The sequence below is a fragment of the Pseudomonas sp. PSKL.D1 genome (assembly GCF_028898945.1).
Taxonomy (GTDB): Bacteria; Pseudomonadota; Gammaproteobacteria; order Pseudomonadales; family Pseudomonadaceae; genus Aquipseudomonas.
Genome location: NZ_CP118607.1, coordinates 2,551,740 through 2,573,851, shown reverse-complemented (window position 1 = coordinate 2,573,851; position 22,112 = coordinate 2,551,740). Strand labels below are relative to the sequence as shown.

Below are 22,112 nucleotides of genomic sequence, written 5' to 3'. Positions count from 1 at the left end.
CCTTGATCATGACGGGCTTATGTGTACGCTGTCGTTTCACTCTGTTGGCGCACTTTCACCGTGGCCGGCACGCCAACGGCCAGCGCGTTGTCCGGCACGTCAATCAGCACCACCGCGTTGGAGCCAATGACCACGTTGTTGCCGATGCGAATATTGCCCAGCACCTTGGCCCCGGCGCCGATATCGACGTTGTTGCCGATGACCGGCGCGGTCGGCTCGCTGACATTCTTCAGCCCCACCACCACGCCGTTGCGGATGCGACAATCATCGCCGAACTTGGCGTAACCACTGATGACAATGCCGCCAAAATGGTCGATGACGAAGTTGCGGCCCACCTCCACTTCGCAGGGCAACTCGACCCCGGTAATGATCTGCACGAACTTGAACAGCACCTTGTAGATGAACGAAAACACCTTGCGTAGCAGTGCCGGGCGCACGCCATAGCGCCAGCGGCCAAAACGGTACACCAGCATTACCCAGAAGCCCTGGGCGCCCCAATCGCCGCCGTAGGCACGCAAATCTGCGCGAATGTTGTCGAACATGGCATCACCTACCGGGTTGGTTGTGTGGCATAGCGGGTTTTGCGCAGTAACGCCCAAGTGGCCTGGGTATGCCGCCAGCAGGCCTTGATCGCGCCCCAGCCGCGCCCTTTGAGCAAGGCTTTGAGCGCCAGCACCAGGTCGCCCAGGCACACCAGCGCCATGTGCAGCGCCAGCCCCGACACGCCATGGTGCTTGCGAAAATAAAGCAGCTCGCTTTCGATCTGGTACGCGGAGATCTGCCGGCTGGCCGCCTCCAGCTCGGCCACGGACCTGGAGCTTTCGCCGCCGATGTGCACCACCGTGGTATGCGGGTAGAACACCACCTTCCAGCCGGCCTCTTTTACCCGCTTGCAGTGGTCCACTTCTTCGTAATAAAGGAAGTAGCGCGGGTCGAACAGGCCGACTTTGTCGAGCACTTCGCGGCGCACCAGGTAAAAGCACCCCGGCAGCCAGTCGCATTCGCGCACCGAGCCGTGGTCCCAATTCATTTCGTCGACCATCTTCAAGCCGGGGAACAAGCGCGACAGGCCGGTGCGGGCCACGAAAATATTCAAAGGCGTGGGGAAGTAACGGCAGCTGGGCTGCAATTCCCCGTCACGGCCTTCCAGGCGCACGCCCAGCACGCCGCATTCGGGGTGCTCGTCCATGTAGGCGAGGGTTTTCTCCAGGCTGTCGCGGGCAACAAAGGCATCGGTATTGAGCAGCAGCGCGTACTTGCCTTGCAGGTGCGCCAACAGCTGATTGTTGGCCCGGCCAAAACCGATGTTCTGCTTGTTGCTCAGCAGCAGCGCTTCGGGGCACACCTCGGCCATGCGCTGCACCGAATCGTCCGCCGAGGCGTTGTCCACCACCAGGTAGCTGGCCAGCCGCTCACTGTTGGCTTGGCGCAGGGCATCGAACATCGGCTGCAGCAGCGAGGCCGTGTTGAAGTTGACCACCATCACATCGACGGGTTTGCTAGCCATTGCGGCCCTCCCCGAAGAAATACTCCTTGCGCGACGCGGCAAGGGTTGGCTCCAGGTCGGGGTCGAACGCACCCTGGCGCTGCTTGACCATCTCCATCCACGGGTAGGCGTTGCAACGCGCTTCAACCCGGCTGGCCAGCTCCTCAAGGCTGCAGATGACTTTGGCGGGGTTGCCGGCCACCACCATGCCCGGTGGCACATCTTTGGTGACAACCGCACCGGCGGCGACCACCGCGTTGGGGCCAATGGTCACCCGCGGCATCACGATGGCGCCGTGGCCGATGAAGGAGTTGTCGCGGATATCGATATAGCCCACAGAGTCCAGCTGCTTGTCGTACAGGTGCTCGATCAGCATGACCACCGCGTCATGGCCGATCAGCGTGCAGTCCGACATGCCCACGCAGTTGCCAATGCGCACCAGGGTCGGGTCGGTGACGCATACGCCGCAATTGATGTAGACGCTGTGGCCCACGGAGTGGAACTTGCCCCATCGCGCCAGGTAGGTGCCCCACTCCAGCGGCGTCGGGTTGCAGAACTTGCGCCACAGCCCGCTGCCACGGCCGGTTGCGTTCACGTAATACCCCACGGCACTCCGTAGCCATCCAAACATGCTGTCTGCCTCGTCGATAATGCTTTCTGACTGTCCCTGAGGCGTACCCGGTCTCGTTCTTCTAGGTGCTGACCGTGTCGCGCTCAACCCGATACTGCTTCACACCACGGCACTGCGTGTGGACTTCATTTTCTGGTCGAGGTGGTCCGCCAGGCGCAACGCGAACTGCAACAGTGGCATGGTCGGATTGGAAGCGCCGCCGGTGGCGAAAATGCTGCTGCCGGCGACATAAAGGTTCTCGGTGCCAAACACCTTGCAGTTGCTGTCGACCACGCCATGTTCCGGCGACGCCGCCATGCGCGTGGTGCCCATGTGATGTGCATGCGGTTGCATCTTCAGGGGGATACTGGCGTCGTAGACAAAGGGGTTGAGCTTGACGAAACCCAGGCCCATGTCGGCAAACTGCTTGGCCAGCTCGCTGCCAATGCAACTGATGGTGTGCCGGTCGTACTCGCTGAGCACCCAATTGACGTTGACCTTGGCAACGCCCAGCGCGTCTTTTTCTTCCAGCAGCGAAATGTGGCTTTTCGCGCTGGGAAACTGCTCGATCATGGTGCTGATCACGCCGTCACCGGGGCAGCTGAACTTGGCCACGAACTCGATCTTGCTGGCCACGCCCATCTCGCAGGCCAGGCTCTCCAGAAAGTGCTTGACCTCGGCGGTTCTGCCATAGGTCTGCACATCATCCAGCACAGAGGTGGTGACATTGCCCTTGCCTGCGCTGTATTCGGCAACAAAGGCGTCGGTGGTGTAGTACTGATGCGGGCTGGTGTCTTCACCGTCTTTGAGGATGAAGCCGCCCATTTCAACGTTCAGGTGCTCCATGAAGCATTTGCCGGCCAGCCCGTCAGCGGTAATGACGCCAGCCTCGCGCAGCGACTGGCTGTTGAGTAACTGCCGGGCATTTTCGATCGCGCCCGTAGCGAGCACGTAATGCCTGGCCACGATGCGCTCACGGTGCAAGTCGTAATCCGACACCTGCACGGCCTTGAGGCTGGCCGAGGCCTTGTCGAACTCGAGGTCCACGCAATTGCAGTTGATGAACACATCCAGCCCGGCGGTTTCTTCAAGTGCCGTGGCGTACTTCTGCGCAAAGCGTGTTGGCGGGCTGAGCAGAAAACGGTCAGCGTCGAAATCGCCGCCTTTCAAGGCCGCGTTCATGGCGTGAAATTCCGCGCCCTGGGGCAAGTCCACGATGTCCATGGCCGCAGCCAGGTAGCGCTCGATCTCCGCGTAGGGGATCGGCCAGCCTGGCAAGCCTCCCTGAGGCGCCACGGCAAAGTCCGAAGGCGTGAACGGGCGGCAGCGGCCGGCCCAGTGGTTGGAGGTGCCGCCGAGAAAACGCAGGCGCGTCTCGCCCGGGTAAAGCTCCCAGCCCGACGAGGTGCAATGGTACAGCTCCTGCGAACGCGGGGCGTACTCATGGCCACCGCCTTCGATCAACACCACGCTCCAGCCGGCCTTTGCCAGCTGCAAAGCCAGCGTGATGCCCGCCGGCCCGGCGCCGACGATGCAAAAATCATAGGTATCGCGCAGCGTCTTCTGCGCCTGATAGTCCTTGATCATACCTACTGGTCCCGGAAGTACTGGGACGGCAATACCCATCCGTTGATCACCACATACCCGGTTTTCGCTGCCGGTTTGGCGGCCGCAATGGCCGAGCTGCCAAATACCGCCCCGCCCACCCCCAGCAAGACACAGTGACGAAGAAAACCCCGGCGGTTAAGCGCCAGTGTGCAAAACGTTAGCTTCCCCATGATCCCCAAACCTGTGCTGTGCCTTTTTCTTTTGAATCCTAGCCCCGAATCCGCGATGCGCCATCCTGCCCATCGCCTTGGCACCGCCTGTGTAGAGCACACCGTCACAGCCAATGGAAGAACCGTGTCACCAATTCACCGCACAGCGCGCCCACCCCCACCATCGGCAGCACCATCAGCTCACGTTTGAGGTTGAAAATCTCCAGTTTGCGGTTTACGTAAACAATCAGCGCCAGCGTAGGCAAGGCGTGCAGGGCCACCCCGTAAATCGCCAGGTGCGGCCCGCCGATGGCCAGCAACAGGGGCAGCAGCAGCCACAGCGACACCAGGCGGATGATGTTGTCCATGGCCTGGTATTTGGTATGCCCAAGGGCAATCCATACCTGATGCGTCAAGGTATAGCGCAAGGTCAGGAACGACAGCGACAAAATGGCCAGCATGGTGCCCGCCTCGGCGTAACGTTCGTCGTACATCCAACCGATCAGCAGGGGGCTTGCGGTCAAAAAACCACCACAGACAAACAGCGTCACCAAGTCGACCAGCAACTTGAAGCGGTCGTAGAGCAGGCGCAGGCGCGGTTTGTCACCGTCGCGGGTGGCTTCACTGAACGCTGGCAGCGCCACCGCGCCGAACAGCTTCATCAGCCCAGTCTGGATGGACCCCAGGATCAGCACGGCAATGGAGTACACCCCCAGTTCCGCCACCGACATGCTGGCCCCGAACCAGATACGGTCGCCATACATGGCCAGTACGCCAACAATCGATGACAACAGGATCCAGCGGCCGAAATTCACCAGTTCGTCCAGCGCGCTGCGGTCCCACTGCAGGCGGTTGGCAGGCCCTTCGATGGACGTGTGGCCAAGCACCGTGCCCACCAATGCGGCAACCACCCCGGCCGCCACCAGCGACCAGATGGTGTGCGTGAACCAACCGATCGCCAGCATCACGACCAACCCGACGAACTGCGAAATCAGTTCGATCAATACCACGCGCTTCTGTTGGAAAGTTCGTACGGCCACATCTATCTTGGTGGACTGGAAGCCCCAGATGATGGCCTGTACCCCGGTAACTGCCAGCACCACCGGCAGCTCTGGCGCGGCGTAAGTGGAGCCGGCCGGCCACAGCTCGGCGCGCTGGGCGAACCAGGCGGCCACGGCCAGCAGCAAGGTCAGGGCAAACAGCACCAGGCCGCGCAGAATCTGCACGGTCCAGGCGGTATTGAGAAACAGCGGGTCGTCACCACGGGGGCTCTGGATGATGTTCTGGCGCAGGCCCACATCCGACAGCAGGTGCAATAAAACCGACACGGTGGTGGCAATGACCATCACCCCGAACATTTCCGGCAGCAGCAAACGCGCCATGATCAAGTTGCCACCCAGCCGCATCACCTGCGAGGCAACCAGCGACACCAGGTTCCATGCCCCGGCGCCCAGTGCTCTTTTACGCAGACTCCCAGCTGCTGACACTTCAATCGACGGCATGAATTCAATCTCTGACTGAATGGCTAGAAGTCACTATAGTTTCAATTAGCCATGACGCTAGCCGTCGTCCACCGACACACAGGTGCCTGTAGCCCATGCCTGAACATTTTCGTGCGCTGATCGTCATTTTGTTCGTCACCAGCGTGGTGTTTTTTCTCGCGCGGCGGCCAGCCAACGACCTGATCCCCGACCGGGACTTCAAGCGGCGGCGCAACCTGTGGTTTCTGATTACCCTGCTGGCGTTCTTTTCCCACAGCTTTTGGGTGTACACGGCTGCGGCGATGATCACCTTGTTCGTGGCCCGTCGGCGCGAGCACAACACCTTGGCGCTGTTCTTCATGCTGGTGTTCGCCATCCCGCCTGCCGCAGTGGAGATCCCGGGCTTTGGCGTGATCAACTACCTGATCGAACTCAACCATATCCGCATCCTGGCCTTGTGCGTGCTGTTGCCCGCGGCCTTGGCCTTGAGCAAGCAGAGTGACACCCTGCGCTTTGGCCGCACCCTGCCCGACAAGTTACTGGCCGCCAGCCTGGTGCTGATGACCCTGCTCTACCTGCGCGACACCACGGTAACCGACACCCTGCGCCAGGGCGTGTCGGTGTACCTGGACGTGTTCCTGCCGTATTACGTCGCCAGCCGCGGCCTGAAGACCCTGCAAGACTTCAAGGACGCCCTGCTGGCCTTCGTGCTGGCCGCCTTCCTGCTGGCAATCATTGCCGTGGCCGAGTACAGCCGCCACTGGCTGCTGTACAACGGCCTGATCAACGCCATGGGCGTGCAGTGGAGCATGTCCAGCTACCTCAGCCGGGGTGGCGCCCTGCGCGCCAGTGCCACCACCGGCCAGGCAATTGCCCTGGCCTACGTGATCAGCGTGGCCATCGGCTTGTACCTGTTCGTACAGGCCTACGTGCGCAGCGGCTGGCAGCGCCTGATGGGTGCTTTGCTGCTGGCCGCCGGGCTGGTGGTGCCGCTGTCGCGCGGCCCCTGGATTGGCACCGTGGTGATCATTGGCGTGTTCATCGCCACCGGCAAGCGCGCATTCAAGCGCTTGTTGTTGCTGGCCTGCGCCGGTTTGTTGGCGTTGCCGATGCTGACCGTGGTACCGGGGGGCGAAAAGGTGCTCGACCTGTTGCCGTTCGTGGGCAACCTTGAGAAAGAGAACATCACCTACCGCCAGCGCCTGCTGGACAACTCGTGGATCACCATCCAGCGCAACCCGCTGTTCGGCTCGTTCGATTTCCGCAGTACCCCCGAGATGCAGTCGATGATCCAGGGCGAAGGCATCATCGACATCGTCAACAGCTACATCAGCCTGGCGTTGCGCTTCGGCCTGGTGGGTATGTCGCTGTTCATTGCCTTTTTTGCCAGTGTGTTGTGGGCGATCTTCAAGGCCCTGCGGGCATTCCCCGACAAGGAGGATGAGCATCGGCGCCTTGGGCGCGCCTTGCTGGCAACGCTGATCGGCATCATGGTGATCATTTTCACCGTCAGCAGCATCACCGTCATCCCGGTGGTGTACTGGTCGGTGGGCGGCCTGGGCGTGGCGTATGCGCAGATGGTGCGCAGGCTCAGGTTTGCAGAAAGCGCCGAACTTTCCCCTTCCGTACTCCAACCCAGGTAACGCCCATGCCCTTCTTGCGCCCGGTACTCCAGGCTTCGGCACTGTTCTGCCTGCTGTTATTGCCACTGGCCGGGCAGGCTTCGGCCTGGGTCGTCAGCGTTGACGAAAAGAGCGGCCTGCCCAACCTTACCCTGGGTGGCGGGCCGGCGATGGTGCCGCGCTTCGACTTTTGGGGGGCGAACTGGGACTGGACCGGTTTTGGCACCGTATTCAAGGTCAACGGCCCGTTTGACTACAGCCTGACGGGCAAGAACCCGCAGCTGGACTTCGACCTCAAGGCGGCAATCACCCGGCCCCAGGTACAAACGCTGAGCTGGGCTTTCGACCTCACGGCGCACAGCCTCAAGCGCGACGTGATGGGGGGCGGCATGGTGTTTCGCTTCGACCCGGCGTTGATCAGCGGCGAAATGGGCGACCCGGTGCTGTTGCCCGGCAACCGTGGCTGGGCGTGGGGCACACCAACCCGGCGTATCGAAATGCGCGTTGAACCTGCCTTGGCCAGGGTGTATTTCGAGCGTGGCGACACCTCGGAGATCCGCGCTTTCTTTTACACCGACCCTATCCAACCCGGGCAGCAACAGTTCAAGGCCACGGTGAACGTGACGGGGGACATTGCCCTGGGCGCAACACCGACCGAGCGCTTTGGCCTCGCCGACCCCAGCCAATGGCCGGATGATCAACTCGACTGGCGCACCGCCCCCGTCGACCTGTCGTTCCTCAACGCCACCGAAAAACCGGCCGGCAAGCGGGGGTTCGTCAAAGCGGACGGCGAAAACCTGCTGTTCGCCGACAACACCCCGGCGCGCTTCTGGGGCACCAACCTGTCAGCCTATGCCCTGTTCAACACCCCCGACGATGAAATCCGGCATCAGGCCAAACGCCTGTCGGCCCTGGGCTTCAACCTTGTGCGCCTGCACCACCACGACTCGCCCTGGGTCAACCCCAACCTGTTCGGCGACATGCAGGCCCTGCGCAACACAGGGCAGCTGAGCGAGGCCTCGCTGAAGAAGATCGACTGGTGGATCAAGTGCCTCAAGGACGAAGGCATCTACGTGTGGCTCGACATGCATGTGGAGCGCATCGTCACCGCGAACGACAACATCTACGCCTTCGACGAACTGGCAAAAGGTGAAAACCACACCGGCATCAAAGGCTACGCCTACGTCAACGTCACGCTCCAGCAGGCGATGAAGCGCTTCGCCGAGCAGTACCTCAGCCACGTCAACAGCTTCACCGGCCTTGCCTACAAGGACGACCCGGCGATTGCCGGCGTACTGATCACCAACGAAAACGACATCACCCAGCATTTCGGCAACGCCTTGCTGCCCGACAAAAACGTGCCCAAGCACAGCCGCCTGTACATGGACCACGCCAAGGCCTTCGCCGCCCGCACCGGCCTGCCCGCCGACCAGGCCTGGCGCGCCTGGGAGCCCGGCCCGGCCAAGCTGTTTCTCAACGACCTGGAGCGGCGCTTCAACGTCGACATGATCGCGCACCTGCGCGGGCTGGGCGTGAAAGTGCCCATCGTCACCACCAGCACCTGGGGTGGCAACGGCCTGGCCGCCCTGCCCGCGCTGACCGCCGGCGACGTGGTCGATGCCCACGCCTACGGCGGCATAGGCCAACTGGAGAAGAACCCGCTGACCACCGACGGCATGATCCACTGGCTGGGTGCCGCCCAGGTACTGGGCAAGCCGATGACCGTCACCGAATGGAACGCCGAACCCTTCCCCCTGCCCGACCGCCACGCGCTGCCGCTGTACGTGGCCGCCACCGCCGCCCACCAGGGCTGGCAAGCCATGATGCAGTACGCCTACAGCCAGCAGGCCTTTACCGAAGGCTGGCGCCGGGCCGACAACTGGCACGCCTACAACGACCCGGCGCTGCTGGCCACCCTCCCCGCTGCCGCGCTGCTGTACCGCCGCGAGGACGTGCACATGGCCACTACCCGCTATGTATTTGCCCCCTCGCCTGCCACCCTGTTCGGCCAGTTCATCACCCCGGGCAACTCGGTGCTGCTGCGCACGGCCATGGAAAAGGGCCGGTTGCAGATCGCCATGCCATCAACGCCTGAACTGCCGTGGTTGCAAGCGGGCGCTGTGCCGGGTGACGCCCAGGTACTCAAAGACCCGAATCAGTCGTTGCTGGCTGCCGATGCCGATGAAGCCGTGTCCGACACCGGTGAACTGCGGCGCAACTGGCAGCAAGGCATCTACACCATCAACACGCCCCTGACCCAGGCCGCCAGCGGTTGGCTGGGCGGCCGCTCGACGGAGGTGGGAGATATCAGGATTGACTTGAAAACACCCTATGCCAGCGTCGCGGTGCAAAGCCTGGACGCCAAACCGCTCAATCAATCGCGCAGCTTGCTGATCTCGCTGGGCACGCGCGCCGTACCCCGGCCCGATGACATGACCCCGTTCCATGTTGAACCCCTGCAAGGCACGCTGAACATACGCGCCCCCGCCGGGTTGAAGCTGCACACACGCAGCAGTGACGGAAAAGAAACCGTGTTGGCCACTGACTATAAAAACGGCCGTTACGCCATCAGCTTCGACGGCAAGCAGATGAGCAATTGGCTGTTCCTGAAATAGCCATCTAGAGTCAATTCAGACCTGTAATCCAGGCATTCGACGCTGCGTCTGTTCCAGGAGGATTGGATGAAGTATTTGGTTGTCGGCGGTGCAGGTTACATCGGGTCGCACATGGTCAAGCATTTGCTGCAGGCGGGCCATGACGTGGTGGTGGCAGACATCGCACCCACCGGCCCCGGTATCGAATGGGTCGAACTGGACATCGCCAATGCGCAGGCCCTGGATGCGCTGTTTGCCGAGTGCCGGTTCGATGCGGTGTTTCACTTCGCCTCGCACATTCAGGTGGGTGAGTCGGTGGCAGACCCCGACAAGTACTACCACAACAATGTCGCGGCCACCCTGACCCTGCTTGAAGCGATGATACGGGCGCGTATCAAGTACCTGATTTTTTCTTCCAGTGCCGCCGTCTACGGCGACCCTCACTATACCCCCATCGACGAAGCCCACCCCAAGGCGCCGATCAACCCGTACGGGCGCAGCAAGTGGATGGTCGAGCAGATTTTGCAGGACTTCGACCGGGCCTACGGGCTGAAGTCGGTGAGCCTGCGTTACTTCAATGCCGCCGGCGCTGACCCCGACGGGCAACTAGGGGAATGCCATGAGCCGGAAACCCACCTGATCCCGTTGATCCTGCAGGCCGCCTCCGGGCGGCGCCAGGCCATTACCGTATTCGGCCACGACTACGACACCCCCGACGGTACCTGCATTCGGGATTATGTGCATGTGGCGGACCTGGCGTCGGCGCATGAACTGGCAGTGCAGTATCTGCTGGCCGGCGGCGACACCACAGCGTTCAACCTCGGCAATGGCCAGGGGTTTTCAGTGCAGGCGGTGATCGAGACAGCCCGCGCGGCGACCGGGCAGCGGATCGAGGTGATCGAAGCGCCACGCCGTGATGGCGACCCGGCCCGGTTGGTGGCGGATGCGAGCCGGGCCAGGGAACTGCTGGGGTGGGCGCCTCGGTTTGCGGGGCTGGAGACGATTGTGGGGCATGCCTGGGGGTGGGAGCAGCGGTATCCTTGGCGTTGACGATCACCCAGCGCATTCGGGCTGCGCTGTCGCACAGGGAACTGCGGCAGCGAGTGTGTCGCATACCCTGTGGGAGCAATTGTCTGGTACAAAACCTAAAAATTGACGCGGTCACTGTGGGAGCGGCCTTGTGTCGCGAAAGGGCTGCACAGCAGCCCCGGCATTTTTGGCTGCGAAGCTGAGATCTTGGGGCCGCTTCGCGCCCCTTTCCGACCGGTCCGGCGCCCCGGCAAGGCCGCTCCCACATGTCCCTGCTAATTCAATACGTTATGTGCAGTTCCTTGAGGGCGGCGTTGTGTTGGCAAGGCCGTTCCAAGCCTCAATAATACGCCCGGGGTTTCTCATCCGCCTTGTTCAACACCGCCCCGATCAGGTTCGCGTTCGCCAGGTGATACAGGCAATCCTCGATCTCTTTCTTGCTGTTCACCCCATTGGCCACCACCAACAACACACAATCAAACTTCGGCAACACGGTAATCGCATCATCCGAACTCAACAGCGGCGGCAGGTCGAAAATGCAGATTCGCGATTCATACCGATCACGCAGTTCGCCAATCAGTTGATTCACCCGTGGCGACGACAGCACCTCGGTGGACATGGGGATGGGTTCACGCGTCGGCAACACCACAAAGCGTGGCAAGGTCGGGTTCACCAGCACTTCTTCGAGCCAGGCCTTGCCGCCAAGCAACTCGTTGAGCGCTTTGTCCATCGGCAGGCCAAGCTTGCTGCCGACCTTGGGCCGGCGCAGGTCGAAGTCGGTGAGCAGCGCCGTTTTGTTGGTGTGGTGGGCAATGCTCATGGCCAGGTTGATGGCCAGCACGGTTTTGCCCGCTTCGGGCGTTGGCGAGGTGATTGCCAGGGTGCGCCAGCCGTTTTCCTCCATGGCCTGCAGCACCTGGGTGCGCAGCAGGTCGATGGCGCCGCTCATGTTCGAGTTCTTGTTGAACGAGACGATGCGGTTGCGCTCAAGGTGCTCAGGGTTCAGCGGTACCACGCGGGTCTGCACGTAGTCGAACTCGCCCAGCAGTTCGGTCTGGTTGCGCACCAGGGGCGCCTTCGGGGTTTCGACGGGGGTCAGTGATACTTGATGAACGTTCTTTCCTACTGCCGGCGTATTTCTGTCCATCGCTGCATTCCCTATTCAAACCGAGCCATCGCTTTAAACAGCAGGAGGTCGAGTGGCATGTAGAACACATGCACGACCACCAACAGCATAGCAACCAGTGCCAACCCGGCCGCGATCAGCAGTTTTATCCACTTTCTGCGTTTGGCCAGGTCGGCGTGGGTGTTGATGTACGGCACCGCCACCAGCACGCGCTTGCCCAGCACGCTTTCCAGGGCGCCTACACCGCGCACGCGCTGGTTGAGCATCTCCAGCAGCATCACCAGCCCACCGCCCACCGCCGGGGCCAGCACCAGGCCCAGGGCGACGATTTTCTTGCGGTTGGGTTTGACCGGCTTTTCCGGCATCAGCGGCGGCTCAAGCAGCACGAAGCGCTCGGCCTTGTTTTCTTGCTCCAGGCTTTCAGTGATCTTGGCGCCCATTTCCTTGGCGCGGATTTCCTCGTACTTCTTGCGGGCGTTTTCGTGGTCACGCATCAGGGTGACCAGGCCACGCTCCACTTGCGGCGCTTCGAGGATGTCGGCTTCGTAGCCTTCCATCTTGGTGGTGAGCTGGCGCTTTTGCTCGGCCAGCGAGGCAATGCGCGACTGGGCAGCAGCCATCTTGGTACGCACGCGGGCGGCGTCCAGGTTCAGTGAAGCGGCCGCCGCGATGCCTTTTTCGCCGGAGGCTTGCAGCACCTCGATCTTGCGTTTGATGGCTTGCACGTCCGGGTGGGCTTCTTTGTACTTGGTCAACAGGCGTGCGTATTCGGCTTTAAGGCTGGCCAGGTCCTGCGGCTGGTCCGCGCTTGCCGGCCTGCTGCCCGCACCCTGCGCGGGTACGCCGGCGCTGGCGGCAGACAGTTCCAGCTCCAGGTAGCGCAGCTCTTCCTGGGCAGACTTGTAATCACGGTCCACCTCGCGGAACTCAAGTTCAGAACGCGACAGCATGCTCATGCGCAGTTGCTGGTTTTCCGGCAGGGCATTGGCATGCGCCTGTTTGAAGTCTGCCAGCTTGTTTTCCAGGTCGGCCAGTTCAGCGCCCAGCTTGTTGGCTTCCTGGGTCAAAAATTCGGTGGTTTCGGTGGCGCGCTCGGTGCGCTGTTTCATGTTCTCGTTAAGGAACAGGTTGACCAGTTCGTCCGCCACTTCCTTGGCGACTTCAGGCTTTTTGTCTTCATACGAAACCGTGAAGGCCACCGTTGCTTCGCCGCGCCCCTTGATGAAGGTGCTGAGGGTGGCGACCACGATGGCATTGCGCATCTGGTCGATCTTGTCGGTTTCGCTGAAGCGGTTGCCCCGGTCGGCGAACAAGCCGTACTTGTCGATGATGCGCAGCAGGTTTTCGCGGGTCATCACCCGCTGGCGGATCACCTCGATGCGTTCATCGGCAAAGCTGTTGTTGCTGGCCGACACCAGGTCCGGCGAAATCTGCTGCGACTCCACCAAAATAGTGCCGGTGGCCTGGTAGATGGGCGGCACGGTAACGGCGACCCCGACGGTCGCCGCAAGAATGACCACGATGCACACCCCCAGCAACAAGGCGCGGTCCTTGATGATGGCGATGTAATCTTTGATGGACAGCTCGTAGTCAGACTTCATGTTGGCCACCCGTGCTGAAAATTAGATGTCGGGGTATCGGTACGTCAGCGTCATTCCAACGATCGTGGCGTCTGCATCCGGCAAGCCGTCTTGCTGACGCTGCTTGTACATCACCGAGAAACGCAAATCCCATGCCGGCGAAAACTCGCGGCTGGCCCACAGGCTGTAGGTTTGCAGCGTGTTGGGCGTCTGCCCTTTGGCGTCCTGCCAGGACGCTTCCACACCCACGCGGTCCAGTTCGGTCACGCGGTAACTGTAGCCGCCGCGCACCATGTCGAGTTCCGTAAACCCGCCCTCGGCGCTGGCCACCGTACTGCGTTCGGCACTGAGGCTGGCTTCGGCTCGATCACCGCGGTACAACAGCGACGCCCCGCCCTCCCCGCGCTGCCCGCCACCGGAGCCGGTGGTTTTGTTGACGCCGATGTGCATGGCACCTTCAAGGCGCTCGGTGAACTGGTGCTTGATGCCGATGCGCGGCACGTAACTGTTGTTGGCGATGGCCGTGGTGTCGTCCTGTGGCTCATAACGCCGCGCCTGAAAGCCCGTGATGATGTCGGTGCGGGCACTCCACGCGTAGGTCCAGCTGGTGAAGTTGGAATATTCGTCATAACCGGTCAGCGTGCTGATGTCATAGCGCGCATGTGAATAGCGCGCTTCGTTGGCCAGCGTGCTGCGCTCGGTCACCGCGCTGCTCCAGTTGGCCGTGAGCGTGGACATCTTCTGCGTGCCATCGGTGGTGACCACGCCGGTGTCCTGCACTGCACCCGACAAGGTGGAGCTTTCGTTGTACTGGGCCAGCAAGCCGAAGCCGCCGGTTTCGGTGGCACGCTGCCAGCCCAGGCTGACGTTGGGGTCTTCGCGGTCATCGACAATCGACCGGTCCGACGAGCGCAACACATGCATCCCCAGCCCAAAACGCAACTGATCGCGGTCGAACTGGCCGATCAGGTTGTAGTCGGGCGCAATGATCGTACGCGTCACACCTTTCTCCTCGGACGTCAGGAGCAACGGGTTACTGTCGTACTCGACGGTGGTGGGCACCACGACCGTCGACTGCCAAGTGGCGGCATTTACCACCCCCGCAAACGGCACCATCATGATTGCCGTTGCAATACGCGAAGTTCGAAAAATAGGCACTAGTTATTCTTAATAGTGAAGGTCAAGGTACGACCAGCGTATCGCCAGCCTGAAGTTGGAAGTTGGTGGACATGTCACGCCCGGAAATCAGATCCTTGTATCGCACCGGCATGACTTTTTGCGTAGGGCCGCTGCCGCGAATCACCTTGATGGCACTTTCGTCAGCGAATTTGTCCATTCCACCCGACATGCTCAGCGCCTGCAGCACGGCGGTAGGGCCTGCCATGGGCACGGGGCCGGGCTTGATCACCTTGCCCTGCACGTAAACCATGTTGCCGGCCGTGCTGGTGACGACCACGCTGACATTGGGCTGAGCAAGGTAAGGTTCGAGTTTGGTTGAGATTTTTTTGGCGACCGCCGTGACATCAAGGCCCGCAACATCAACCCGGCCCGCCAGGGGAAAGGTGATACTGCCATCGGGAAGTACGACGGTTTCCTGGCGCAGGGTGTCCTCCTGCCAGACGGATACCAGCACCTTGTCACCCGGGCTTAACAGATAGGCCGCGTTGTTATCGTCGGCAACGGATGCGCCGGACCAGGCGGCCAGCACGCAGAAAAGAGATATCAGCAAACGCACCATGAGGGGTCCCTCCGGCCATACGGCCCAGGTTAAGAGCACTGAATGAGAACCGCGCCAAGCCTCTCGCTCCACTTCGCAGCCTGATCCGGGCTGCGTTGGCCGTCGTCCTGGAGGCCCTCTACCGTACCGCGATGCCGCCTCACCTGCCGTTGCCGGCTCACGCCGTCTGGGGCGCTGGCTACTGGAATATAGCAATGGCTGGAAAATTGACAAGCGGCTGTCAGCCCTGGAAACGTAAAGTTAGGTAAAACTAGCGTCAACCGGCTGGCACCCCAAACAACAAACAACGTTAAACTTTTCTTCTATTGGCAACCGCAACAAAACCAACTACCGCGAATGCAAACAGCCACCCCGCTGTTGCCAAAGGGACCACACTGGATTGGTTCATATAAGAATCTGCCGCACGAGCCGCACCACTCAACAACACCAACAAGAATATGGACTTGATGAACAGAGTCGAGCGCATGATCCCCTCCTGCAAAGAGGACAGTTGTTATTAATTTGACGGGAGTTTGTTGCGGTGTTGATTTGAGCTTATGGGCACCATGCCACTACGTCAATGATCCGACACCATAATAAATCTCAATCGGCGGGGGGCGTATTCGTCAAATTACCGCCAGGCAGAAACTGCGGTGTGGGCGTAAAGCTGGCGGTTGTAAATAAGCCATTGAAAACGTTGGCAGGTTGCAAGCTAAGCCGGCTTTTTCCCATTCTTCTGTTCGCACTGTAGCCCGCTGGCTGCGTTCGAAAAGTGTTTCACCGGCGAGAACAGATACGAATCATTGCGCTTCACGGGTGAGTCATGACGGAAAAAGGTCGAGCGTACGCTCCACTTCTTCGATGTCGATGGTGAAGCCATCACCTTCAGGCATCCCCACCACAAAACCGAAGTGCTGATGGTCGCGATCCGTCAGGTATTTGTAGTAGCTGACAAAGCGGTTGGGCGGCTGCAACGTCAGTAGCCCGCAGCCCGGCTGCAGCACGTTGACGCCGTGCACCAGCTGGCTGCCCTCCACCCCAATGACCACCCTCGCCCCCGCACAGGCCGCCACGATCGTGGGTACGTCGCACTTCATGGGGTTGATGACCCTGAACCCCCTGTGCGTACGCAGGTGCTCGGCAATTTCCAGTTCGTTGCGCAACAGCCGCAAGTCACCGTCGGCGCCACGCAGGATGAAAACTCCGGGGTGCGGGGTTGCATCCACGTGCGACAACAACTTGTCACCCATGGCGCTGTAACGTTGATGCCGGCTGCGGTTGTTGCTCAGGTCGTCGAACAGCACCAGCTCATGGAAGAACGCGCTGTGTAGCCGCAACGGCTGCATCCCCAGCAAATGTTCATACGCGGGGGTTTGCGTGAACAGCGGATATCGCGCCGACGGGGCGGTGGTGAATGGCACCCCTTCGTTGCACGCCAGCGCGTAGGTGGGGCAATCCTCCATCAGCCAGGTACCGAACCAGGTATTGCCATTGAGCGTGCAATACGCAGCGCCACGGTGCACTTCATGCTCCACCACCACACGCGGCCAGGTGCTGGGTTTTCTGGCCAGCCAGTGGCTGGCATTGCCCTTGTACAGCGCGCCATCAATGAGCCACACGTCCTTGAGCAGATAGCCACGCGTGGGGCCCTGCTGCGCAGTGAGGCCACCTTCCATGGTGCGCGCGGGGTGCACGTAAGGGAAAAACCGCTTGGCTTCCCAGCCTGTGACGCGCTCCAGCTGATTGGGCAGGTAAATGGCCGGGGGCGAAACGGTGACTTCACCGGGAGCAACATCCCACGCGCGATGAGCCACGTGCTTGAGATCGATGTCGGCTTTGCGCGCAAGGCGCTTCCTGGCGATGTGCCAATAGGCAGCCAGCGTCCAGGAATGATCAACGGCAACGGGTGACTCACTGAATTTCGAGATATTGCTGTCCATGAAGTGCCCTCCACAGGTAACGGGTGAATGCCTGGCGCAGGGCGCCTGTCGTCCGGCACAGCTGGCGAATCAGCTGGACGACACCCGTTCCATCAAGGGTGGCGACTTGAAATTGGCATAGCGTGTGCGCAAGGTTTCGATGAACGCGTCCCCTGCACTTCTGGCGCCATACAGGTAAATCTTGTGCAGCCCGCCAAAGACCATTTCGTGGTATCGACTGGCGAGCTCTTCGTCACTGGCACCGTCCGGCACCCCCAGGTGCAGTGTCAGCTTGTTACCTTCCATGGCGAACAGCGGCGTGTCCCACAAGAATCTGGCCGTGCCGTTCTTGGGCAGGCGGATAAACAGATAGGCATGGTTACCCAGCGAATCGATATCGCCACCGCGCCGGCGCTTCCACTTGAGCAAGCCGTCATCGGGCCGGGCCAGGCACAAGCCGATGTCGTAGTAGTCGTAGCCGTTTTCCAGCGCCCACTCCAGCGCCATGAACGTGGTGATGGAATTGACCTCGCGCAGCCGTTTGGCATCGGAGAACACGGCTTCGCAATAGCCGAATCGCAAGGTGCTCCAGTAACGCTTGCCACCCCGGGTAATCTCACAGCCCAAATGGCAAGCCACCACTTCGCCGTCGAGGGTAATCAGGTCAAGCCGCCCGACCCCTTTGGCCAGCCTGAACACTTCCTCGGTGGCAAACTGCGCGGCATGGATGCCCTGCCGTGCGGAGGCATACGGGCGCAGCAGGTCCTGGTCAGCCATGGCGATTTCGTCATCGGCAACGGTCTGGCGGATCTGGTACAGGGGGCGGTTCTTGCGAATGCTGCGGCGCAACTCGCTGTCGTAGCGCCCGGTGATGTCGTCCAGCGAACGCCCCAGCGGCACCACCGCGCTCAGGTAGTGGGGCACCGATAGCGCACCGGCGGTGGGCACTTCACTGACCACCACCACGTGGTTTTCCGCTGCACCAGCGGCAGAGGCCTCACCCGGCCCGGCATCGCGCTGTTGCTTGCCACCGATCAACAGTTTGGCCATCTCCCGCTGCTGCTTGCGGCCGATGTAGAGGATTTCGAAAGGGCTGGCGTGTTCCAGCTTGAAGCGGGCGATCTCCCACCGCCACAAGCAAGCGCGGCCCAAAGCATCGCGTACCATGCTTGAGACATTCCTGATCTCGTAACGCATGGACGGTGAGATGAGTTTGCGGGCGGCGGCCTTCAGTTGCGCTTTCATTCTTCTTCAACGTCCTTTGTTTAATTCAATGGCCTGATCGGAAGAGGTTCGGGTATTTGTTCAAATCAACCCGGTAAGTGTTTGAATAAACGACAACAAATCGCCAACTTAGCCCTTACATTCAGTAACAATTTAAGATGCAACCCCGGCGATTGGCAAGCGGCATTTTGCTACTAACTCACTCTATTTTATGACGTCAATTTCACCGGCAACGAGAATTTCATTCATTAATATCGGCAATAACTAATTATCTACCTCGCCGGGCTCAACCCATTGGCGCTTGCTGCCTGCTCATTCAACAGCAAGGGCCCGACCATGACCGACCCCGCCTCGCAAAACCTCAATCACTACCTGATAGCAGAACAGCTTCCCGCCTGGGCACAGCAGGCAAACGCCACGCACTGGCAAGCGTTGCGCGAAAGCTTGGTGCCGAGCCAGGGCTTGCCGCAGACGCAGGCCGCGTGGTTCGACAACGCGGCGCCCGACCTTCGCGAAGCCGTCATTGCCAGCCAGGCCCTCCTGGAATGCTCACAGCAGGCATTGGCACGTTCACTCAAAGGCCTGAACAGCATTGCAGCATTCGCCGAACCGCTGCTTGCGCAAAAACTGCAGGCCGACCACGGCTTGTCAGTGCCGCTTCACACCACCGAGTTGGTGCAAGTGCATCACCGTTTCACATTCGGTACCTACGTCACCACCCACACGCGCACCCGGTTGCTGGAGGCAGCCCTGCACAACTTCGAAGACGGCATTTCGTTCGGGCGCGACAGCGCATTGGCACTGGCGGGGGACGCGACGTTCGAACCCCTCACGGTGGTAGGCCAGACCACCCTCGGTGACAGCGAAACACAGGTCGACATCGACCTGCCCTCGGAGTCGTTTCGCATCAAGGCGTTGGCCCTCACGCCCGAAGACTTCGCCACGGCCTGCCGCGAACTGGACCTTGGGCAACGCTACCAGGCCCATCTGCGGGCCATGTTCAGCGACAGCTCCCAACCCGTGCGCGCCAATTTTATCCAGGTTCAGCGCGACCGCCTGCGCCTGGCCGCAGACCTGGCAGTGTTGCACCATGCCATCAGCGGCCAGGGGCGGGATGCCATCGGTAACCTGTTGGCCGGCGCCACCACACCCTGCTGGCAAGCCACCCTGTTCGGCATTCCCCTTCACGAAGTGCTGATCATTGAAGATGGCCATGGCGGGCTGTTGCTTTACCTGCCAGGCGACGAGCAGGCTGTGCTGCAATTCGCAGGCCTGGCCGCCCTGCACCAACACCTTGCCACGCAATTGCTACAACCGGCTTACCGCAAAGCCTTCCAGCGTTACGTCTCGACTCCGCAGCGCCATCGGTTTGCCGACCTGCTGCGGCAGAACCTCGATGCCACGGGCGACACGCCCGATGACCAGCCCTGGCCCGTGCGCCAAGGGGCCGACCTGCACCTTAGGTGTACCCGCATCGAACGCCCGTTGTTCGCCTTCCTGTACGACGATCATGTCACGCGCCTGCACACCGAAGCCGCCACAGTAGCGGTACCAACGGCGGATGTGGATGCACAAGCGCACCAGCGTCGTGTTGAGCAATGGGAAAGCCTGGGCCTGAATGTGTTGATGCTGGCCGGCATGTTCGTACCGGCACTCGGTACTGTCATGACAGCGGTACTGGCCTGGCAACTGATGGACGAGGTGTACGAAGGTTATCAAGCCTGGAGCATTGGCGACCGCCACCTGGCCCTGCAGCACGTCGAGAACGTGGCACTGAACCTCACCCTCATCGGCGGTATCCACGCCCTCAAACTACTAAAAAGCTCGGTATTAAGGCAGCTTGAGCCTATACGCATGCCGGATGGCAGCCGCCGGCTCTGGCGTGCCGACCTTACGGGTTACGCAAGCCCCACGCAGCTTCCACCGGGCCTTCACGCCAATCAGATGGGCCTTTATTCCCACCTGGGCGCCACTTTTATGCGTATGGACGGCGAACTTTACGAAGTGCGCCTGGATGAAGGCGAGCAACGCTGGCGCATCAAACACCCGTCAGATGCAAACGCCTACGAACCATTGCTCGAACACAATGGCGAGGGCAGCTGGCGCGGGGAACACGAAAGCCCACTGGCATGGCCCGACAGCCAGGCCGTGCGGCGGCTGGGCTTGCCGGTGGCGACGCTCAATGACACCGAATTGCAACAGGCGCTGGTAATCAGCGGCGTCAGCCGGGCGCGCCTGCAGGCGGTGCATTTGGCCGGTGAACCCACGCCCCCGTTGCTCGCATCGACCCTGCAACGCATGGTGCTGGCCAAACGCTTGCCAGCGCTGTCGCAAGACGCGTTGGTAAACCTGCACGCGCCCGTGGCGCCAGGGGACACGCAAGCCGCTCTGGCCCGCGCAATTGAGGGGCTGTATATACCGGGCCTGGGCACCCGTGACAGCGAGAGGCTGTTGCTGGCATGCGTGCAGCGCCTTGATCGCTGGCCCACTGAGTTGCGCCTCGATATTCGTGCCAACAGCCCGAACAGCGAGCTGCTGGCCTCGATCGGCGACACCCAGGCCGGCCAACGCTGCCTGCTGCTGCGTTCGGGCGAAGGCTATGAAGTGTACTTGGGTGAGCGTCCCGCACCCGGCCCCCTGTTCAACGATGCCTACCAGGCACTGTACTCAGCCGCGCCGCAATACCTCAGGGAAACCTGGGGCAGTGCCACCCGGCTGCGCAGCCGGGTGCAAAAGCTCGTGGCGGCTGAACGCGAGCGATGGCCAATGCGCCTTTGGGGTGCTGCCGCGCAGCGCCCTGGCTCACGGCGCCTGGGGCTTCGCGGCGGCACGCCCGGTGAAGCGCTGCCTCGGCCTTCACTGGCCTTCAGCAATTGCGTCGAGGCCCGCTTGCGCAGGTTGTACCCGTCCACCACGCCGGAAGACATCCAACAAACCTTGCAGGACTGGGCCCGTACTTTGCGCTCACCTGAAACTGAACTGCGCCTGCGCGAAAACGCCCTGCAGCGGCTGCGTCTTGACCTCGGCCGCTGGGCGAACAGCGCGCGCCGCCAAAGCGCCAGTGCCAGAATCGTCAATAGCTGGCGGCGTAACTCGGTGCGCTGGCTGGCAGACGGTGTAAGCCTGCAAAGCCTCGACCTCAGTGACCTGGCACTGGAAAACCACGACTTGAACGCCCTCGCAATGCCCGACGGCCTCGGCCACGTGGGCGAACTTGACTTGCGCGGCAACCATGCGCTCAGCGAGCTGCCCGTGCAATGGCTGCAGCGGATGCCAAACCTGAAGCGGCTGATCCTGACCGGTTGCCGATTTGACCGGCTGCCGCAGATCCCCAACCCACAAGAACTGCAGTGGCTGGAACTGGAACACAACCGCATCACCTGGGACAGCCAGGCTCAGGTCACGCTTGAAAGCCTGACCGCCTTGCGGGTACTGGAACTGTCTGAAAACCCGCTGCTCAATGCACCCGACTTGAGCCGCATGCCGAGGATCTCGTCGCTGTTTCTGGTCAATTGCAGCCTGACCCACTTACCCCAAGGCCTGGAGCGCCTGGAGTCACCGATAATCGTCGACCTTTCGGGCAATCAGTTCCAGCGCCTGCCGGGTGGATTCACCTTGCCTGCGCGCACTGCCAGCGCCCTGAGCCTGGAGAGCCCTTCGTTGGGTTTGCCCATGCTTGAAGAAATCGAAGAGTACTTTCAAACCCACGGCGAAGACCTGATGGTCGCGGACATGGAGTACCAACCCTTGCTGGCCGAGGCCAGCGCAGAACGACGCGCATTGTGGTTGAAACTGCCGCTGCAGTACCGCCGCGACCTGCGCAACCTCATCGACGACATCGGCGACCTGGACGATCTCAATGCGGGCTTCGAAGCGCTCTGGCAACGCCTGGAGCGCATGGATGTGGACGCTGCATTCCGTGACCTTGCACTGGACAGCCCCGCCGTGGAGCTGCTGGAACTCTGAG

At 61.3% G+C, this 22,112-nt stretch carries 16 protein-coding genes; 4 read left to right on the top strand and 12 right to left on the bottom strand.

Annotated elements, in window-relative coordinates; translation table 11 throughout:
* Nucleotides 1-17: 17 nt before the first annotated feature.
* The 5 genes from PVV54_RS11460 to PVV54_RS11440 form a co-directional block, all read right to left on the bottom strand.
* Nucleotides 18-542, bottom strand: coding sequence for a serine O-acetyltransferase (locus PVV54_RS11460; RefSeq protein WP_274910043.1), 525 nt, complete (start codon nucleotides 540-542; stop codon nucleotides 18-20).
* Between the two features lie 8 nt (nucleotides 543-550).
* Entirely contained in the window at nucleotides 551-1,507 is a 957-nt protein-coding gene (locus PVV54_RS11455; RefSeq protein WP_274910042.1) for a glycosyltransferase family 2 protein, read from the bottom strand.
* Nucleotides 1,500-2,117, bottom strand: coding sequence for an acyltransferase (locus PVV54_RS11450; RefSeq protein ID WP_274910041.1), 618 nt, complete (start codon nucleotides 2,115-2,117; stop codon nucleotides 1,500-1,502). Before PVV54_RS11450 ends, PVV54_RS11455 begins: the two co-directional genes overlap by 8 nt.
* 99 nt (nucleotides 2,118-2,216) lie before the next feature.
* Complete coding sequence (locus tag PVV54_RS11445; protein WP_274910040.1) at nucleotides 2,217-3,683, bottom strand: FAD-dependent oxidoreductase; 1,467 nt, start codon at nucleotides 3,681-3,683, stop codon at nucleotides 2,217-2,219.
* A gap of 295 nt (nucleotides 3,684-3,978) precedes the next feature.
* Nucleotides 3,979-5,355: an oligosaccharide flippase family protein gene (locus PVV54_RS11440; protein WP_274910039.1), complete on the bottom strand. Its 1,377-nt coding sequence runs from the start codon at nucleotides 5,353-5,355 to the stop codon at nucleotides 3,979-3,981.
* Between the two features lie 95 nt (nucleotides 5,356-5,450).
* Here PVV54_RS11440 and PVV54_RS11435 point away from each other — a divergent pair, with 95 nt between their 5' ends.
* The 3 genes from PVV54_RS11435 to galE all read left to right on the top strand — a co-directional run bounded on the left by PVV54_RS11435 (nucleotide 5,451) and on the right by galE (nucleotide 10,600).
* A complete protein-coding gene (locus tag PVV54_RS11435) occupies nucleotides 5,451-6,977 on the top strand; it encodes an O-antigen ligase family protein (RefSeq protein WP_274910038.1) in 1,527 nt (508 codons plus the stop codon).
* Nucleotides 6,978-6,982: 5 nt separating this feature from the next.
* Entirely contained in the window at nucleotides 6,983-9,571 is a 2,589-nt protein-coding gene (locus tag PVV54_RS11430) for a cellulase family glycosylhydrolase (protein ID WP_274910037.1), read from the top strand.
* Nucleotides 9,572-9,637: 66 nt separating this feature from the next.
* Nucleotides 9,638-10,600 (top strand): UDP-glucose 4-epimerase GalE, encoded by a 963-nt coding sequence (gene galE / locus PVV54_RS11425; RefSeq protein WP_274910036.1) that lies wholly within the window; start codon nucleotides 9,638-9,640, stop codon nucleotides 10,598-10,600.
* A 319-nt stretch (nucleotides 10,601-10,919) separates the two neighbouring features.
* Here galE and PVV54_RS11420 read toward each other — a convergent pair whose 3' ends face one another.
* The 7 genes from PVV54_RS11420 to PVV54_RS11390 form a co-directional block, all read right to left on the bottom strand.
* Entirely contained in the window at nucleotides 10,920-11,726 is an 807-nt protein-coding gene (locus PVV54_RS11420) for a CpsD/CapB family tyrosine-protein kinase (protein WP_274910035.1), read from the bottom strand.
* A gap of 11 nt (nucleotides 11,727-11,737) precedes the next feature.
* Nucleotides 11,738-13,306 (bottom strand): GumC family protein, encoded by a 1,569-nt coding sequence (locus PVV54_RS11415; RefSeq protein WP_274910034.1) that lies wholly within the window; start codon nucleotides 13,304-13,306, stop codon nucleotides 11,738-11,740.
* A gap of 21 nt (nucleotides 13,307-13,327) precedes the next feature.
* The gene (locus tag PVV54_RS11410) at nucleotides 13,328-14,443 is read right to left on the bottom strand and encodes a hypothetical protein (protein WP_274910033.1); all 1,116 of its coding nucleotides are present in this window, start codon (nucleotides 14,441-14,443) and stop codon (nucleotides 13,328-13,330) included.
* A 22-nt stretch (nucleotides 14,444-14,465) separates the two neighbouring features.
* A complete protein-coding gene (locus PVV54_RS11405) occupies nucleotides 14,466-15,023 on the bottom strand; it encodes a polysaccharide biosynthesis/export family protein (protein WP_274910032.1) in 558 nt (185 codons plus the stop codon).
* 289 nt (nucleotides 15,024-15,312) lie between these two features.
* Complete coding sequence (eppA, locus tag PVV54_RS11400; RefSeq protein ID WP_274910031.1) at nucleotides 15,313-15,489, bottom strand: EPS-associated small membrane protein EppA; 177 nt, start codon at nucleotides 15,487-15,489, stop codon at nucleotides 15,313-15,315.
* Between the two features lie 334 nt (nucleotides 15,490-15,823).
* Nucleotides 15,824-16,942 carry a glycosyltransferase family 61 protein gene (locus PVV54_RS11395; RefSeq protein WP_274910030.1) on the bottom strand — a complete coding sequence of 373 codons (1,119 nt, stop codon included), beginning with the start codon at nucleotides 16,940-16,942 and terminating at the stop codon, nucleotides 15,824-15,826.
* A 69-nt stretch (nucleotides 16,943-17,011) separates the two neighbouring features.
* Complete coding sequence (locus PVV54_RS11390) at nucleotides 17,012-18,166, bottom strand: hypothetical protein (protein WP_274910029.1); 1,155 nt, start codon at nucleotides 18,164-18,166, stop codon at nucleotides 17,012-17,014.
* Nucleotides 18,167-18,481: 315 nt separating this feature from the next.
* On the opposite strand from PVV54_RS11390, the gene PVV54_RS11385 reads away from it, so the two are divergent.
* A complete protein-coding gene (locus tag PVV54_RS11385; protein ID WP_274910028.1) occupies nucleotides 18,482-22,111 on the top strand; it encodes a dermonecrotic toxin domain-containing protein in 3,630 nt (1,209 codons plus the stop codon).
* The last annotated feature ends 1 nt before the right edge of the window (nucleotide 22,112 follow it).